This window comes from Labrys sp. HAY1-8F (genome assembly GCF_056754975.1).
In genome coordinates this window covers 1,358,369-1,376,062 of sequence record NZ_JBPGWZ010000001.1, presented here as the reverse complement: position 1 = coordinate 1,376,062, position 17,694 = coordinate 1,358,369, and the positions used below count along the sequence as shown (strand labels likewise).

The following is a 17,694-nucleotide window of genomic DNA, read 5'->3' as shown; positions in this document are numbered from 1 at the left end:
AATGCCGCGCCGACTGCTCATCGCCCCACTTCCCGCAGCGCCGCCCGTCCCGCTTCGGTAATCTCCCATCGATTTGAGCCGGGATAAGGCTTGATTGCCACAAGCCCGCGGATGCGCAAGCGCCATAATGTACGATGCGATTGCACGCACTCCGGCGGGACGCCATTCGGCACGCCGCCTGGAGTCATTGTCATGTCGGCGCCTTTTTCCAATTCGATCAAGGCTTGAATCTGTGCGGGCGAGAGCTTGACCATGGCGGTATGAAGAACCGTGCGGTGTGGATCTTTGGCGCGTATCGGATCGGGGTGGGCATCATAAGGTCGGTTGTGGTTTTCGGTGTCGGTGTTCGGTGTCCCGGATCGGGTCGCCACGCCGAGAGCGCTCTATTGCTTGCGGGCGTAGAACGGAGGCTGACGCCTTCTCCAATGGGGCAAACGTCAGAGCCCAGCCCATGCGGAATCGTCGCTAGCCAATTGGTCGTAGCCGGCATCGGGCGCCGTTGAGAAGCGGAAATCGAAATGAGCGGCATCTGCGGGAAGCACTCGTGGCCCGGAAGGAAATCGGGCAGATCCAAGCGGCCGTGCAGCGTCGTCACACATTTATGGCGCAGATCCGTAAAGAGGGCATGCTGCAGCAGATCGAGATGGAAATGAATGATGTCGAACGAGTGCGCTCGCTCGCGAACTTTGGCGAGCATGGCAAGGTGGCTCGCGGTATGATCGCGAATGCCGGCAAGTCGCAGACCTTGCGGCGCGCAGGCAACGAGCTCGGCCGAAGTTTTTGAATCGCCTGAGGCGAACAATGTGACCTCATGTCCTTGCCGGACGAGTTCCTCGGTGAGCCAAGACGCCACCCGTTCGGTTGCCGCGTACATCCAGGGTGGAACGGACTCGGCGAGCGGTGCAACTTGCGCAATCCGCATGCGGTTTCTCCTGCCGCCTCCATAGCGGCGAGCTAACAACTCCAATCTGGCGAAAAGGTTCGCAATTCTTGACCGGCGCTTGGTTCGCCATGCCTGTGCCTGTCGATATCGATTTGCGCCGGCTCGAGCGTCGCTTGCGAGAGGCCAGCTCGCTCCGCGTCGGGCTCAAGCAACGTTCCATGCCTCGTCACAAGCGGATTTCGCGGCAGGCAAGGCGGGCTGGCGCGCTGTAGCCCGCCTTCGTCGACAAACAGGCCTAGCCACATGGCCGATTGCGACGAGCTCTCTCTCCACCAGCACGCCATGGAACATATCTTGTCGCCCGGCATTCAGCGTTAAAGGGAAGACGTGGTTCTACGCCGAGGATACCATAGCCAACGACAAGCTCTCGACCTACAAGGCGAAGCGCGATTTTAAACGCACGCAGGAGCCGAGCGGCGGGGCGGGGGCGAGACCCTCGAACCGGCGTCGCTTCGTCATTCAGAAGCATGATGCCACGCGGCTGCATTATGATCTGCGGCTGGAGCTCGACGGTGTCTTCAAGTCGTGGGCCGTGACCCGAGGCCCCTCGCTCGACCCGCACGACAAACGCCTGGCCGTCGAAGTGGAGGACCATCCGCTCGACTATGGAGATTTCGAAGGTACGATCCCCAAGGGTCAATATGGCGGCGGCACAGTCATGATGTGGGATCGCGGCTATTGGGAACCGGAAGGCAGGAAGAGCCCTGAACAGGCGCTGGCCAAGGGCGATTTCAAATTCACGCTGGATGGCCAGCGCTTGCATGGAAGTTTCGTGCTGGTTCGGATGGCGAAGGATCGGGAACGCAGCAGACGTACGAACTGGCTGCTCACTAAGCATCGCGATGAATTTGCGGTCGAAGCGAATGGCGGAGCAATCCTCGAGGAGAACGACACCTCCGTTGCGTCCGGCCGAACGATGGACGAGATTGCGGCCGGCAAAGGCCGCAAGCCAAAACCCTTCATGCTGCAGGATGGCAAAGCGACAGCAGACGCGATTTGGGACAGCAGCACCGGCCTCGCCGCTGAAAAGCGAAAGGCAAGCGCTCGCCGCGCGAAAAAGCCAAGCGCGGCGGTTGCCGAGCTTCCCGACTTTATCGCTCCGCAGCTTTGCCAAACCCTGGACCGTCCCCCTCAACGAGCGGATGGGTGCACGAGATCAAATTCGACGGCTATCGCATCCAGATGCGCACGGTCGACGGCGCGGTAACCTTGAAGACCCGCAAGGGCCTCGACTGGACCTCCAACTATGCCGCCATCGAGCGAGCCGCCGGCAAGCTGCCGAATTCAATCATCGATGGCGAGATTTGCGCCCTTGATGAGCACGGCGCACCGGACTTTGCTGCGCTCCAGGCGGCGTTGTCGGAGGGCAAGACCGATGCCCTCGTTTATTTCGCCTTCGACCTTCTGTTCGAGGGCGGCGAGGATTTGCGGGCTCTTCCTTTGACGAAACGCAAGGAGCGGCTCCAGCAACTTTTGTTGGATGCTGGTGCTGACCCTCGCCTGCGCTTTGTCGAGCATTTCGAGACCGGAGGGGAGGCGGTCCTGCGCTCCGCATGCCGGCTCTCGCTCGAGGGTATTGTCTCTAAGCGAGGCGAGGCGCCCTACCTCTCCGGTCGGACGGACACCTGGACAAAGTCGAAGTGCCGCGCGGCTGCGGCGCTCGACTGGATTCGGAGCAAGGTGTATGATAGCTGCCGGTTTGTGCCGATGCAGGATGTTCCGATCGATGAGGTTGTTCCAGCCAGGTGGCGCAGCTCCGTCATTGATGACGATGGGCGTGTAAACCGGATCAGCTACGAGCTCTGTGTCCTTACACAGTTGCGCGACCGCATTCGCTCCAAGGAAATATGGGTTGTCGGCGCGGACCGTTACCGGAATCCGGACGACGATCTTCCCAAGGACTTCGAAATCCGGCGTGACGCCTACTATTCCAGCCTCAACCTGACACCGGATGCGAGGACGTTCACCTCCGTCATCCGTGCAGAGCTTGAGCGGGAACTGTTGCTCCTCAATGCCGATATTCCGGACAATGACAAGGTCCGGCTGCTGTGGCGTGGCGAAAACCGTGTCTCAATCACACCGTTCAAACCCGCGCCAGAGCCGAAGGGCCTCGACGCAATCAAAGGCGAGATCGGCGGGGCGTTGGCCGATGACGGGGCTGCTTGACGTGCTGAAGGAGGCTGCGTTCGATACCGGCCTTCTGGATGCCTTCGAAACGTCGGCTTCGAGGGTTTCCCTGTCAAAGGGACGCTGGATCGACGGCTTCTGTTGTGCCTCTATGCGCTCGGCACGAATGCCGGGATCAAGCGGGTTGCGGGTGCGACACCCGATGTGAGCTACGAGGAATTGTTGCATGTTCATCGTCGCTTTATCCATACACCATCCCTGAGAGAGGCGTGCGCGCGGGTCGCGAACGCGACGCTGGCGATCCGCAACGCCGCCGTTTGGGGTGACGCGGGCACGGCCTGCGCGTCCGATTCAACGAAGTTCGGCGCATGGGACCGCAATCTGAAGACGGAATGGCATGCTCGCTATGGCGGGCGTGGCGTCATGATCTACTGGCACGTCGAAAAACGCGCCACCTGCGTTTATTCCCAGCTCAAGCGATGCTCGTCTTCGGAAGTCGCTTCCATGATCGAAGGCGTTCTTCGCCATTGCACCGACATGGAAATCCAGCGCCAGTACGTCGACAGTCATGGCCAGAGCGCGGTCGGCTTCGCGTTTTGCCGCCTTCTGGGGTTCGAGCTGGCTCCGCGCCTGAAAGCGATTGCACGCCAGAAGCTGGCACTCCCGGAAGCGGCGATGCGTGCGCGGCTGCCAAATCTGCTGCCGATCCTTTCCGGCGCGATCAACTGGGAGGAGATCGAACAGCAGTATGACGAGATGGTCAAATATGCCGCCGCGATGCAGACGAGAACGGCGGACCCGGAGGCGATCCTGCGCCGGTTTGCCCGCGCCGAGGTGATGCACCCGACCTATAAGGCACTGAGCGAACTCGGTCGTGCGGTCAAGACCATATTCTTGTGCCGCTATCTTCGCCAGGAAGGGTTCCGCCGGGAAATCCATGTAGGGCTGAATGTCGTGGAGAACTGGAACAGCGCCAACGGGTTTGTGTTCTTCGGCAAGGGCGGTGAAATCGCTACCAACCGGATTGACGAGCAGGAGGTTTCCGCCCTCTCGCTGCATCTGCTGCAAGCGTCGCTCGTCTATGTGAACACCCGCATGCTTCAGACCGTCTTGATGGAGCCGAAATGGGCGGGCCGCATGACGCCGGAAGATTATCGCGGTCTCACGCCGCTGATCTACAGTCACGTCAATCCTTATGGCCGTTTCGACCTCGACCTGAATAGCCGGATCGATTTCGGCAAAATCGCCGCATGAGCAGTCAGCGAGATTTGTGAGCAAAAACTCTGCCGCAGAAGTCTAATTTTGGGATTTTCGCGATGGCTGGACAGTCAGTTTAATTTATGACAAGCATATATGCATGATTTACAGCTTCACCCACGCTCTGCTTCTAAGCACCGTCGCATAGTCGATGGTGGGTTAGCGCGTGCGCTTTTGAATGATGCAACCCGCCGAAGAGGCGGGTTTTTGTTGCTGTCTCCTCGGCCATATCAACGGATAGAGACAGAAATGGTTTATGACCCGAAGCGCATTGAGCCCAAGTGGCAGCGTTATTGGCACGAAAACGCGACATTTAGGACCAACGAGGATCGCTCCAAGCCAAAATTTTACGTGCTGGACATGTTCCCTTATCCCTCTGGCGAGGGCCTGCATGTCGGCCACCCGGAAGGCTATACCGCGACCGATATAATTGCTCGTTACAAGCGGATGCTAGGCTTCAATGTCCTGCATCCGATGGGATGGGACGCCTATGGACTGCCAGCGGAGCGCTACGCAGTGCGTACCGGCGTCCACCCCTCGATCACAACAAAGAAGAACATCGCCAATTTTAAAAACCAGGTACAGCGCCTCGGCTTCTCCTATGACTGGAGCCGTGAACTCTCCACCACTGACCCAGACTTCGTGCGCTGGACGCAATGGATCTTCCTGAAACTCTATGAGCGTGGTTTGGCCTATCAGGCGGAGGTGCCTGTCAACTGGTGCCCTGCTCAAGGCACGGTTCTGGCCAACGAAGAGGTCAAGGACGGCAAATACGTGGAAACCGGCGAGCCCGTCGAGCGCCGCCTCATGCGCCAATGGATGCTGAGGATCACGGATTATGCCGATCGTCTGGTGGACGATTTAGACGGGCTCGACTGGCCCGAGGGCATCAAGGCCATGCAGCGAAACTGGATCGGCCGATCAGAGGGAGTGGAGATCACTTTCGCCATTGAGGGCACCAAGGAGCTTCTGACCGTCTATACCACACGGCCTGAGACAATCTGGGGCGCTACCTTCATCGTGCTGTCGCCAGAGCATCCGCTGGCATCCGTCATCACAACCGCCAGCCAGCGCGATGCGGTGGATGCCTATCTTGCTCGCACCGCCTCGCTGAGCGAAGTCGAAAAGTCACAGGAGCGAGCAAAGACCGGCGCGTTTACCGGGGTCTATGCAATCAATCCGGCAACCAGTGCGCCAATCCCAGTCTGGATCGCCGATTACGTACTGATGAGCTATGGCAGTGGCGCTATCATGGCCGTGGCTGCACATGACGGTCGTGACCATGCCTTCGCGCGCACTTTCGGCATGCCGATCGTCGGCATCATCGACGGCCCGAAAGGGAACGATGTCCAGAAAGATGCCTGGGAGGGAGACGGCAGGCTCGTCAATTCCGGTGCCTTGACAGGACTAGACGCGCTGGCCGCAAGGAAAGCGGCCATCGCCTGGCTTGAAGATCAGGGCATTGGGCAGCGCCGCACGCAATACCGCCTGCGGGACTGGCTGTTCTCGCGTCAGCGTTATTGGGGTGAGCCCTTTCCAATCCTGCACCGGTCGGACGGTGCCATTGTGCCGCTGCCTGAAGATTCCCTGCCCGTTTTGGCTCCGAAGCTGGATGACTACAAACCGACCGAGGCCGGCGATCCACCTCTGGCGCGAGCAACTGGTTGGGTGCGCACGACCGATCCGGCTTCAGGGTTGGAAGCACTGCGGGAGACCAACTCCATGCCCCAGTGGGCAGGCTCTTGCTGGTATTATCTGCGTTTTGCCGATCCCGGTAATCGCGAGGCGCCGATCGCTCCAGAGAAAGAAAAATACTGGTTGCCCGTGGATCTCTACGTCGGCGGCGCAGAACATGCCGTTCTCCATCTGCTCTATGCGCGATTCTGGCACAAGGTGCTCTACGACATCGGGGTCGTCTCAACGAAGGAGCCGTTCCAGAAGCTGTTCAATCAAGGCATGATACTCGCATTCTCCTATAGCGACGCTTCGGGAAAATATTACCGTCCTGACGAGGTGAGCGAGCGTGATGGTCAGTGGTTTGCCGACGATAAGCCCGTCAACCAGCAGATTGAGAAAATGTCGAAGTCGAAATTCAACGTCGTCAATCCGGACGAGGTGATCGACATTTACGGTGCCGATTCCATGCGTCTCTACGAGATGTTCATGGGGCCACTCGATGTAGCCAAGCCGTGGCAAATGTCCGGCGTGGCTGGCGTGAGCCGTTTCCTTCACCGTGTCTGGCGCATTGTCACGGATGACAAGGACGGCCTGAGCGACCGGATCTGCGAGATCGAGCCACCAGCCAGGATCACGCGCCTCATGCACAAGACCATTCGCTCGGTCGGCGAGGATATTGAAGCGATGCGGTTCAATACGGCGATCTCCAAACTCATGGAGATGTCGAACGCGCTCATCGCGCTGGAGCGAAAATCGCGTTCGGTCATTGAGGCCTTCGTGCTGCTGCTTGCGCCCTTCGCGCCGCACATCTGCGAGGAATTGTGGGCCTTGCTGGGCCACAAAACATCGCTCGCCTACGAGCGCTGGCCATCATTTGATCCTGCATTGGCGGAGGATGAGCTGCGCGAATATGCGGTGCAGATCAACGGCAAACTCCGACACAAGGTTCTTGCCGCTCCAGGTCTGTCGTCCGCAGCGCTCCTCTCTGCTGTGAAGGATGATCCGCGCGTGAGTGCTTCGCTTGAAAGCAAGCAGATCGTCAAAGAGATCGCGGTACCGGACCGCCTCGTGAATTTTGTCGTGAGAGATTGATCTCGCAAAAATCCGCGTGCGGAGGGGGTGCGACGGCGGCGAGTCGGGTGTCACTTTCGGGTGCACCCCAGAGTGACGGAGGAAAGTGACATTCATAGCATGTCACAAAAGGGTGGAATTCCGATCAATGTGACGTTACACGTTGACAACCACCCTAATGTGACGGATTTGCTATGACCCGCGTCGGCTATGCCCGCGTCAGTACCACGGACCAGGATCTCGATATCCAGATTGCCCGACTAAAGGCGGCTGGCTGCGAAATCGTTCGCTCTGAAATGGGCTCCGGCGCATCGCGAACCGGTCGCACCGAGCTTGAAACGATCATGCAGTTCCTGCGCTCCGGCGACGAGCTTGTCGTGCTGCGTCTCGATCGGCTCGGCCGCTCGACACGCGATGTTCTGAACCTTGTGCACGAACTTGAAGAAAAGGGAACCTCGTTGCGCGTGCTTGAGCCGGAGGTCACGACGGCCGGAAGCATGGGGCGGATGGTGATCACCATTCTCGGCATGGTCGCCGACATGGAGCTGAAGTTCATCAAGGATCGTCAGCGCGCCGGGATCGACGCGGCACGGGCGGAAGGCATTTATAAGGGGCGCAAGAAAAATGTCGACGACGACGAAATCCGACGCCGCGTTGCCGCTGGCGCCAGCAAGGCCAGCGTCGCCCGCGAACTGAAGGTCTCAAGAATGACCGTCTATCGGGCGCTCGACGTCATTCCGTCAAAGACCGAGCTGCCGGAAAAGCCGCCTTCTGCCATCATCGCCCTGCATCTGATCATCGAAAACTTCAACAAGCATGGTCGTGGCAGAAAGCCCGCTCGGGAACGGATCGAGGCGATGCTCGAGCGCGACTATCAAATGCAGAAGACCGGCAATTGTGACTATACGCTGACCGTCGCCTATGACATCGATCCCGATGGCGTCAGCCTGGATGATGAAATCGAAAACCTCCAAACGGAGATGTTCAACATCGCGGAGAGCTACAGGTGCTCTATCGAAACGGACATCTACGAGATCGGAGGCGAAGAACGATCCTGGTGAATGCCAACGTTCAACCTTCGTTCTTCAACTTGGCCAAAATCGCAGTTTCGGGCCGACTGGGCCAAACAGTTATTTCTCGAAATAGTTGCTACCGGAAGCTCGAAATAGCTGCGACTGAACGTGAGGAAGCGTCCACAGTCATGGCAGATTGCCAATTCCTCGTTTCCGGTTTGCCTTCTCATGCCTGGCCCACATGCGATCAATGTCCCTCTGACTGGCGATCGCCACCCGCGAGGGCGCCGGCTTGCGTCTCCTCGTGGGCCTGGGCTCTTCGACCGCTACCGCCTTGGCGATCCGCACCAGGTAGGCGCTCTGCTGCAGGGGAGGGACGTCGTGTCCTTCGAAAAAGGCCTGGATCAGCTTCTCGAGGGACTGGAATATGCGGTCCTTGTCGGTGGCGGGCATCATACGGGGCTTTCAGTTGGCACGAATCGGAATCCAGCTAGGGATGTCTCACGATCCTTACGGTACACTGTCAATTAGTACTCTGCCTTTTAGCAGAAAAGCTTGCTTAGATTTGAGACACCGACGGCCACAACGCGAGAGCGCCACCCACGAGAATTATTCCCTGGATAAAGAATACTGCTTTTCACTTAGGCGACGGGTTTTCCATTCTGGCCGGGTCCCAATGACTGGTCCAGTTTGAATGTTAGTGCATGGTCGGGTTTGGCTCAACCTGTGCTATGGCCGGCGGAGTGGCAGGACTGGGGCGCGACGAAGGGATTGCGGACGGTGGAGAAGGCGGTGACGAACCGCTGCAGGCTTCCCGGGGATCGAAAACCCTGCATCGCCCGCTCGCTGCGCCGGGAGGGCAAATGCGAATTTTCGGCCCTTTTGTTGAAAGCCCTTGTGTGAGCGATTCTCGGTCGCCGGCGTAATCGGACGCCGGGCGGCGACATAGGGACTGTCAGGGGTTCCGTGTGCGGACTGGCATAATGGGTAGAAAGGAGACCCAGTATGTCACGACGCAAAGAGCCGGCGCCGTAGGTCTTATAGGAGACGACGACGCCGGGTTCCAGCATCTCCTCCACCAGGCGCAGACTCGCAGGAAAGCGAAAATGCAGCCACACAGCACGGGCGATGATCGCAGGCGGAAACCGATGGCGTTTGTAGCTGACGGGCCGCTGGCTCACGCCAGCCTGATCTACACAGACTGCCGCCACCCCGGAGTTAACATGACAACGCCCTCTCCATCAAGTCTCGCAACCTGACGGAATTACAACCTGCTGAAACCGCTCAACTCTTTTCGGGTTGGGCTCTTAGATGCCCGGTCAACGGAACAAAGTGCTAGGTAAGCGGTTTGGCTAACAACTAGAAGTTGCATTGCAAGAAGTCCTCAGCCGCGGCTTAGATGGGAAATAAGTCCTGTCGCTGCATCGGTTGATGTTGTGCGGCGGGCGGCGAGAACGCCCCCAGGCGATGTCGTCGACTTATATTGACCTGCTGAACCAATAGAGAGCCGATAGACAAAAACAACAGTAGATTGGATTTAATAATAAAGAATAAAAGAGCATTCCGATGAAACAAAATAAAATCTTGCAAAATAGCAAAGGCCCGTCAAATGGCGCGCTTATGGTCACGAGCGATTCATACTATAGAATGCGAGCAGATGTGCAGCGTGAACTTAAAAAACCGTGTCGAAAAGACGAAATCATTACGGAATCTGTGAGCCGATCAAGCAACGATCCTGCTCCCTCGTTATCGTCTTTGCGCGAGACGCTATTTCTTTCGCGAGAAGCACTCGCCGAAAGAGCGGACGTAACTGTCAGCGATATTGCGCGGATCGAAGCGGGGGATAAAAGCGTACCGTTCATAGCTTACCAGAAGTTGGCGAAGTTTTTGGATGTACGGGTGGAAGATCTGTCGTATTCAGTATGATGTATTTCATAAATTAAGGAAATGGAGCGGGGAAAAAAATTTCATTCTAAAATCGGGAGAAACAATGCATTGCTGATGCTGAGAAGAAGAAGCGCTGTGCGTGCTGGTTGGGCGATTGTTGCTGTTGTTTGGTCGTTCGGATTCGCGTGCACTTGCTTAGCAGTCGTGTCCTTAATAACCGCGGGCGCGAGGGAATCTTATTCGACTGTGGCAGCAGTGAACTTTACACAACAGGGCAACCGGCAACCGCGCGAGAAGATGATTGGCAATTGCCTGATTCAGCGCGAAAGTTCTTTACTTTCCGGCGGTCGCTAACGCTTTTCTAGTTCAGCTTCGCGAGGGCCTCTTCAGGCTAATACCATTGGCCCTTTGTGGCTGACCTGTTGGGACCCATTGGCGCGTTCCCATCTAGGCAATGACGGCGGGTCGTGCGATGAGCTTATTCCATGCATCGCAGGCGGCGTCGATAATGTCGGGGTTCGAACACGCGATTTGAGAGACGGCAGCAGGATCAGGGAGATGTTTTTCGGCACCTTGAGCCTCTCGGTTGTATGCCAGTCCACGCGACCGAGGACGAGTGCGGCATGCGACTCGCAGGAAGTGTGCTGGCTGATTTCTTCCAGATGGAGTTGCACGGCAGAGGTGCCGGCCTAGCGTATGGCCAGCGCCGCGCCGACACCACGAGTCGGACAGATGGCCCGACAGATAGGCGCTTTCATAGCGCAGGTCAGCCAGTTGGCGGGCGCGAGTACCGTGCCTGGCCCATTGGCGGACGATGCCGTTCTTATGGCCGATCCGGGTCTTATGTTCGAACCAGACCTCGATCGGCTTGTGCTTGGGCAGACGGGCCAGATGAGCCTTCAGCGTCGCCTGGAAATTTTTTAGATACATCAATGATCTCGGCCTTTCAGCCAGGATGGCGCGGACGGGCGCTGACATGGGAGAGGCCCACAAGCTTGAGGATTTTGCCGACCGAGTGCTCGTGGAAGTCCACGCCGAATTGCTCTTGGATTACCCGCATCAGGTTAATCCGTCGCCAGCGCACGACGCCGTCCTTAGCGGGGTCTGGTCCCTTTCAACGATTTCGGCAAGAATGCCAAGCTGTGCCGGTATCGGGCGGGGCGGCTTGTCTTTCGAGCCGATAACCTTCAGCCCGTCCGGACCAAGCGCGTTGAAACGATGGACCAGTCCCGGAGGGTGTGGCGATCCATCCCGCCAATCCGTGCCGCGTCCGCCCAGCTCATTCCATCCAACGCCGTCGCCAGCGACAAAAGCCGACCGCTCTGCTTGGCCTTCTCCTCGTGGATGCGCTCAACGCGCGTTTTTCATGCTTTTCAGACAGCTTCAAATTTTCTGTTGATTCAGCGTATTTTGATGCTGGGTGGAGAAATTACTTTAGAATCTTAAAACCACATTTCCTGCGCTGAAAGGTAAATTTTTATTTATTATTGGCGAGAAATTGAAAAAATCGTCTATAATTGGTGGATAGTTGCATTTTAGATTCGTCCAGATTGAGGCGTAAAGGCACTATGCTATCATTAAGCGCCAATAAAGTTATGGATATTAGTTATTTATGCTTTTATAAGGTGAAAATCACTATAACTCCGTTTTCTTTCCTAAGTCGATAACTTAAATACCTGCTACCTGTTGCATCAAAGCTACAGACTCGTGTTTCGAAAACTGGCATGGTGACCTTACCTTTAGGAGTAACGCATATGAGAATCTCTGCAGCAGCAATTGCTCTCCTGCTCACGTCGACGGCCGCTATCGCTGCCGATCTTGCGCCTGCACCCGTTGAGCCTGTGGCACCGGTTGTCCTGCCGTTTTCCTGGACGGGCTTTTATGCTGGTGCGAACGTCGGTTATGCCTTTGGCGGCCGCGATACGGTTGGCATTCATAATCCGACTTTCATCGGCGACATCGGCAAGCTGACGGGCAAGGGTTTCCTTGGTGGCTTGCAGGCCGGTTATAACTACCAGTTCGACAACATCGTGGTCGGTATCGAAACCGACTTCCAGGGTGCCCAGATCAAGGACACCGTGCATGGCGTCGTCGCTGGCGCTCCCGGTCGCGCTCGCTCGGACATCAAGTGGTACGGCACGCTGCGTCCGCGCATCGGCTATGCCTATGATCGCTTCCTGATCTACGCAACCGGTGGTCTGGCCTACGGCAACATCGACTACAAGCTGAGCTATAACGGCGCTTCCTTCAGCGACAGCAACACCAAGGTTGGCTGGACAGCAGGCGCCGGTGTCGAATACGCCTTCACCGACAACATCTCGGGCCGTATCGAATATCAGTATGTGAATTTCGGCAGCTACACGGTACGCGGCGGCGGCACCCTCAATTCCAAGGCCTCGCCGGACTTCCACGCCGTGCGCCTCGGTGTGAACTACAAGTTCTGATCTAGCGCTGCTGCATTTGATTCATCGCATAAACGGGGGCATTTTTGCCCCCGTTTTTGTTTGTTGGAATGACGAGAACGACACGGGCGCGTACGAAGTGGACGGGCGTTGCCAGCACCATCAGAGTATGCTCTCATCCATTCTAAGTCGGCTAAATAAAATGCTGCATGGCCTTTGCGGCACCGGGATATGGTCGCATTTGGACGGCCCTGCGTTCCTGCTGGCCATCAGGATGCTTCACCATACTATTCGAGAATGCGAAGTTCCGTAACGCGATTTCAAGCCGATTTCGGCACACGCGCAGGGCTTCTTTTCGGCAGTTCCACCACATTGTCGTCGATGCGACTGATCAGGTTGCTGATAGTGAGATCGAAGTAACGGCTGAGATAATAGGAGCCGTTGATCTGCGTCTCGACCACCAGGTGACTGATGAAGGCGTTTTTCGCCGCTGCGTTGGGCAGGAAGGGAGCGTTCCAGAACTGTTTCAACTTGTCTTCGCCGCCCTGGGCCACGAGGCCATCAATGGCATAATGCGCATTCCCGAGCACGAATACCGGGCAATTGCGCTGCAGAGCCAGTATTCCCGTGGTGCTGTTGACCGTGATCATACCACGAGCGTGCCGGATCAGCAGTCCCGTCGGCCCGTCGTCGATCAGGGAGACCCGATCCGCCACCCCCGCCAATTTGGCAAGCTGCGCCACGAAACGGTGGTAGGGCCGATGTCCGCGGTCGAGCGGATGGGCCTTGAAGGCAAGGCGGGTGCCAGGCGGTGCATGCTTGGCAAAGGAGCGGATCGTGGCTTCGATCATGCGCTCCATGGTCCAGCCCGCCCCATGGACGCGCAATTGCAGATCATCGTGGACCTGAAGGGCCGCAACAAAATATTTGCGGTCGAAATGATCGACGAGGTCGATGATCTTCTTCGCATTGGTCCAGCGATCGGTGTATTTGCGGATGGCATTGCGACTCCAGAGCATCGCCTCTCCGAGCAAGGAACGCTCGCGATGATGCGAGTATTGTCGGAACACCACATTGCCGGCCGACATCGCCACGTAATACTTGAAGGCCCACCAAGCCATGGGCTTGAAGCTCGTCGCCGGGATCGTCACCGGCGCCTCGATGGAGGTCACCTTGGTGCGGTCATAGGCCGACAGGACCCGCGGTAGGGGTGAGGCCGCATTGTTGCCCTCTCGCTCGGCGGTCACATAATCGGGCCGGATATAGCCTTCCTCGAGGCACCAGACATCGACACCAAGCTCCCGGCACAGGGCCACGGCCACCTGGTGATAGGGGCGCTGGTCACCGAACAGGATTACCTTGTCCGGCTTCTGGCCAAGCAGGAACTGTGAGAACCAGCCACGCCAAGCCGACAGGCTGTCGGAAAACATGACGAACGGAATCCGCCTGGAATAGATGCGGTCTCCGAGATTGAAATTGATCTTGAGGACTCTGTCGCCACGCGCCAGGAGCGATTGCGCAAGCTCGGAGAAAAAGGGCCCCACCGGTCCCTGGAGCAGCACAATGAACCTGGGATGCGGCATCGTAATGGCTCACCAATGACCTCTCCTAACTCAACAGCATTTCCGTTTGGGAATCAATCGAAGGACGTATGTTGATAATCAAAAAGACGTAGATTGGTGCCGGAATGCAATTAAATTCCTTGTTGGGCTAGCTGGCAGCCTCATTGCTCCATCGGTAGTCAGTTGGCTACCCGTTGAAGGCACTACCGTGCCGCTTGCGCAGTACAGTCTCGAAACGTCATAGGAAGGCGCTGAACTCGGCTGTGGCAACTGTCTCGAACCCTGCGAAGAGGGCAATCATGACGCCAAGGACCGTTACAGAGAGCCTGTCGTCGTGACGTGACCCCCATTTCTCATCCAGCCATAACGAGAGTCCTGGGTTGATTTGAGGTGCTCCCCGAATTTGGACCGCCCGGCTGGAGGATTTTCCGGGCTGAAAGGCTCATGGCGGATGGGATGCGCCAGAGCCATTTGTGAGCGAAATCGGCACTTTGTTGCCGATGGCGCTATGAGGACGAAACTCATTGTAGTCTCTACGCCATTGCTCCATCTTCTGGCGGGCATCGTCAAGCGTCAGGAACCAATGGGCGTTCAAGCACTCCGCGCGGAACTTGCCATTGAATGACTCGATGAACGAGTTATCGGTCGGTTTGCCCGGCCGCGAGAAGTCAAGCACGACGTCCTTTTGGTAGGCCCAAAGATCGAGATCGCGGGAGATGAACTCGGACCCTTGGTCGACACGGATCGATTGCGGATAGCCATGCTGACGGCACACCCGCTCGAGCGTGGTGACGACGTCCTCGCCGCGATAGCTGAAGCGCGGATCAAGCGCCGGCGAGAACCGTGACCAGGTGTCGACAATAGTGAGAATCCGCAGCTTCTTGCCGGTGGCGAGTTGATCATGCACGAAGTCCATCGCCCAGGTTTGGTTGCATCTCGTCGCCTCCGATCGGTCCTCTCTGAGTTTGGCTTTCACACGCCGTTTCGGGGTCTTGTTACGCAACTTTAGCTCTAACTCGTTGTAAAGTCTACGTGTTCTCTTGATGTTGATTGGCCAGCCGTCTCGAAGGAGGAGGACGTGCAAGCGCCTGTAGCCATAGCGCACCCGCGTCTGGCAGATATCCTTGATCCTTTGCTTCAAGGCGGCCTGGTCGCCGCGCCGGGACTTGTAGGTGTAGAGAGACCGGTCGATCCGCAGGGCTTCGCAGGCCTTGCGAACCGACACCTTCCAAGCCTCCCGCACCTGATCGACAAGCTGGCGCCGACCGGCAGGCCTCAGAGCTTTTTTTGCAGAACGTCCTGCAGCATGGCTTTGTCCAACGAGAGGTCGGCCACGATCCGCTTGAGCTTGGCATTCTCTTCTTCGAGCTGGCGCAGCCGCTTCATCTCGGATGGCATCAAGCCGCCATAGCGCTTGCGCCAATTGTAGAACGTCGCCTCCGATATACCTGCCTTCCGGCAGACCTCAGCGATCGCCGTTCCCTCCTCAGCCTGCCGAAGAACGAAAGCGATTTGCGCCTCTGAGAACTTCGATGCCTTCATGGAACTCTCCTTCTCCCATCCAGGGATCATAGTTGGAAAATTCCAGCTCAAAACGGTCCGATTCAACGGGGGCACGTCAGGCACGTCAGATTTGAGCCTTGGTGTTGGTGGGTGGCAAGAGGCCGGCGCGCGGAGCTATCAGCCTGCGCAGCGTGCCGGCCGGCCTCTCATTTCTCGAATGAATGCGACTCACTCGAATTAATTGCGACTCGCTGACCGAAATAGCTGCGCGACCAAGGGCGGGTTGCGAAAAATTTCGAGGCGAAGTGCCACCACGCCAGTGAGCCGATTAATTGCAGCCTGGGCGTTTCATCTCTTGAACATATGCCGGGCTGGCGCGACAATGCCAGCTTCTGAAGCCTTGCATGAGGGCGGCCATGGTAAGGGTGTTCAGCTATGAAACCTTCGATCCGGACACTGGTGGCCTGTCGGTTTCACGCTATAAGCGCACCCGGGATGCGATCAGTCGCATCGGCGGCCGTGTCATCGAGGAAACGGTAGAGATTGTTCCAGATGAGCGGGTTGGTGATCTAGGCGACCTCCAGCCACTCAACCGTGCTGGTGCCAAAAGAGGCAAGATGGTTCGGGGGCCGAACCTTGCAAACCGACGCTATCGCACTGGAAAGGCTTCCTGATGAGCACGGGTGTCGTCAAGTGGTTCAACCCAGACAAGGGATACGGCTTCATCGTCCCCGATGACGGCAGCCCCGACGTGTTTGTCCATATTCGAGAGGTGGAAAGATCCGGCCTCGCCACCCTGCGTGAAGGCCAGAAAGTGAGCTACGAGCTTCTAGCTGACCGCCGTACTGGCAAATCGAATGCAGGCCACCTCCGGCCGATCTAGAGCATCGGACATTTAATCGTACGCATATCCAGCGGCGTTAAGATAGTTCCAGCATTCTTTTGGGGTGAAGAGATCGCAGATATCGCCGATTGCGTTCCAGAGTTGTTCGAAAGTTCGAGCGGCAGCCGCCCTCAGATGGGCTTTGAGTTTGGCAAAGGCCATCTCGATGGGATTGAGGTCGGGGGAGTAGGGCGGCAGGAAGAGGAACCAGGCGCCGGCCTGCTTCAGGCATTGTGCGGCATTGGTGCTTTTGTGGACGGCGAGATTGTCGAGAATGACGACATCGCCCCTGGAGAGTGTGGGCGCCAGTTGGGTTTCAATCCAGACGTCGAAGGCTTGCCGGTCCATCGCCTTGTCGACCACCCAGGGTGCGGTCAGCCCATGACAGCGCAAGCCCGCGATGAAGGTCTGGGTTTGCCAATGGCCGAACGGTGCTTGGGCATGGAGCCGTTCGCCGCGCGGGCAGCGGCCGCGTAACCGCACCATTTTGGTGTTCACGCTCGTCTCGTCCACGAACACCAGCCGATGCGGTTCCAGCCGCATGCGCGGCTGGCGATAGTCAATCCACAGATGACGTTCGGCCTGGATGTGTGCGCGTGCGCGTTCCGACGCCATCAGCGCTTTTTTTATATGTGAAGCCGTTTCGGCACAAAAAGCGCGACAGCACAGCAGGAGCAGCCCGCAAATTGTGGACTTCTCCGAGCCGTGCGGCCAGTTCCGGCATGGTGATGTCGGGTCTTGCTTCCACAACACCGATCAGGAAACCGGCAACTCCAGCCAGTTTACCTCCACCAGGAGGACGCCCCTGACGCGCGGGTGCCCCGTGCTCTATGAATATGGTCACGTCGTCCCTCTGGGCATTGAGTGCCGTGATCTTCTGGTCCAGATCGCCGAGAAGACGGTGAGGATCGAGGACAAAACGAAGAAGATCGCGGATCTCGCCAGGCAAGACGATCGTGCGCGGCGTCTTCAAACCATGCCGGGCGTGGGGCCGATGATCGCGATGGCCATTGATTATCGGCGCGATGGCCCGAGTGAATTGGGCGAGTCGCAAGCCTCCGGCGCGGGGATCTTGGCTGGAGCGGATGCTGACGAGGAAACCCCGCATGCTGGTAGCGATCGCGCTGGCGAACAAGATGGCCCGCAGGATCTGGGCCATGCTGACGAAACAGGAAGATTATCGAGATCCGGCGTTGGCCGCCGTGGCTTGACCCGTTGGGCAGCATGGATGGTTAACTCGGTATGGGGCGTGAGAAGGCGATGACCTGAATGGGCGTATGATCGAACCGATCCGGATAGGGGAAACCAGTCTGCTCCTGTGACCTTTAGAGCTCGGATTTGAGATTTGGACCCGATCCGCAGATCACCA

The 17,694-nt window shown here is 57.6% G+C and carries 10 protein-coding genes and 7 pseudogenes; 9 read left to right on the top strand and 8 right to left on the bottom strand.

Going from position 1 to position 17,694, the window contains the following annotated elements:
* Positions 1-17: 17 nt before the first annotated feature.
* Positions 18-371, bottom strand: coding sequence for a hypothetical protein (locus ACR9ZN_RS06230; protein WP_481271985.1), 354 nt, complete (start codon positions 369-371; stop codon positions 18-20).
* A 56-nt stretch (positions 372-427) separates the two neighbouring features.
* Positions 428-922: pseudogene (locus ACR9ZN_RS06225) on the bottom strand (glycosyltransferase); the annotation flags it as partial.
* Between the two features lie 370 nt (positions 923-1,292).
* Between ACR9ZN_RS06225 and ACR9ZN_RS06220 the strand changes: the two are divergent.
* The 4 genes and pseudogenes from ACR9ZN_RS06220 to ACR9ZN_RS06205 form a co-directional block, all read left to right on the top strand.
* Positions 1,293-2,593 (top strand): annotated as a pseudogene (locus ACR9ZN_RS06220) (DNA polymerase ligase N-terminal domain-containing protein); the annotation flags it as partial.
* A gap of 3 nt (positions 2,594-2,596) precedes the next feature.
* Positions 2,597-4,324, top strand: a pseudogene (locus ACR9ZN_RS06215) (Tn3 family transposase); the annotation flags it as partial.
* 252 nt (positions 4,325-4,576) lie between these two features.
* On the top strand, positions 4,577-7,096 hold the full coding sequence (leuS, locus tag ACR9ZN_RS06210; protein ID WP_481271635.1) for a leucine--tRNA ligase: 2,520 nt from the start codon (positions 4,577-4,579) through the stop codon (positions 7,094-7,096).
* A gap of 173 nt (positions 7,097-7,269) precedes the next feature.
* Positions 7,270-8,136 (top strand): recombinase family protein, encoded by an 867-nt coding sequence (locus ACR9ZN_RS06205; protein ID WP_481271634.1) that lies wholly within the window; start codon positions 7,270-7,272, stop codon positions 8,134-8,136.
* Between the two features lie 138 nt (positions 8,137-8,274).
* On the opposite strand, the gene ACR9ZN_RS06200 is transcribed toward ACR9ZN_RS06205, so the two are convergent.
* The gene (locus ACR9ZN_RS06200) at positions 8,275-8,544 is read right to left on the bottom strand and encodes a hypothetical protein (protein WP_481271633.1); all 270 of its coding nucleotides are present in this window, start codon (positions 8,542-8,544) and stop codon (positions 8,275-8,277) included.
* A gap of 602 nt (positions 8,545-9,146) precedes the next feature.
* Positions 9,147-9,269, bottom strand: a pseudogene (locus ACR9ZN_RS06195) (IS6 family transposase); the annotation flags it as partial.
* Positions 9,270-9,654: 385 nt separating this feature from the next.
* On the opposite strand from ACR9ZN_RS06195, the gene ACR9ZN_RS06190 reads away from it, so the two are divergent.
* A complete protein-coding gene (locus tag ACR9ZN_RS06190) occupies positions 9,655-10,014 on the top strand; it encodes a helix-turn-helix transcriptional regulator (RefSeq protein ID WP_481271632.1) in 360 nt (119 codons plus the stop codon).
* A gap of 408 nt (positions 10,015-10,422) precedes the next feature.
* On the opposite strand, the pseudogene ACR9ZN_RS06185 reads toward ACR9ZN_RS06190, so the two are convergent.
* Positions 10,423-11,362 (bottom strand): annotated as a pseudogene (locus ACR9ZN_RS06185) (IS630 family transposase).
* A gap of 367 nt (positions 11,363-11,729) precedes the next feature.
* Here ACR9ZN_RS06185 and ACR9ZN_RS06180 point away from each other — a divergent pair.
* Entirely contained in the window at positions 11,730-12,419 is a 690-nt protein-coding gene (locus ACR9ZN_RS06180) for an outer membrane protein (protein ID WP_454811223.1), read from the top strand.
* A gap of 278 nt (positions 12,420-12,697) precedes the next feature.
* Here ACR9ZN_RS06180 and ACR9ZN_RS06175 read toward each other — a convergent pair whose 3' ends face one another.
* Positions 12,698-13,960: a capsule biosynthesis protein gene (locus tag ACR9ZN_RS06175; RefSeq protein ID WP_481271631.1), complete on the bottom strand. Its 1,263-nt coding sequence runs from the start codon at positions 13,958-13,960 to the stop codon at positions 12,698-12,700.
* Positions 13,961-14,381: 421 nt separating this feature from the next.
* A protein-coding gene (locus ACR9ZN_RS06170; protein WP_481271630.1) for an IS3 family transposase occupies positions 14,382-15,481 on the bottom strand; the annotation gives its coding sequence in 2 pieces (ribosomal slippage) (positions 14,382-15,229 and positions 15,229-15,481; 1,101 coding nt in all).
* Between the two features lie 377 nt (positions 15,482-15,858).
* On the opposite strand from ACR9ZN_RS06170, the gene ACR9ZN_RS06165 reads away from it, so the two are divergent.
* The gene (locus ACR9ZN_RS06165) at positions 15,859-16,116 is read left to right on the top strand and encodes a hypothetical protein (protein ID WP_481271629.1); all 258 of its coding nucleotides are present in this window, start codon (positions 15,859-15,861) and stop codon (positions 16,114-16,116) included.
* A complete protein-coding gene (locus tag ACR9ZN_RS06160; RefSeq protein ID WP_481271628.1) occupies positions 16,116-16,325 on the top strand; it encodes a cold-shock protein in 210 nt (69 codons plus the stop codon). The genes ACR9ZN_RS06165 and ACR9ZN_RS06160 overlap by 1 nt, the downstream gene beginning before the upstream one ends.
* Positions 16,326-16,337: 12 nt before the next feature.
* Here ACR9ZN_RS06160 and ACR9ZN_RS06155 read toward each other — a convergent pair.
* Positions 16,338-17,145, bottom strand: a pseudogene (locus ACR9ZN_RS06155) (IS630 family transposase); the annotation flags it as partial.
* Between the two features lie 190 nt (positions 17,146-17,335).
* Between ACR9ZN_RS06155 and ACR9ZN_RS06150 the strand changes: the two are divergent.
* A pseudogene (locus ACR9ZN_RS06150) lies at positions 17,336-17,536 on the top strand (IS110 family RNA-guided transposase); the annotation flags it as partial.
* Positions 17,537-17,694 lie beyond the last annotated feature (158 nt).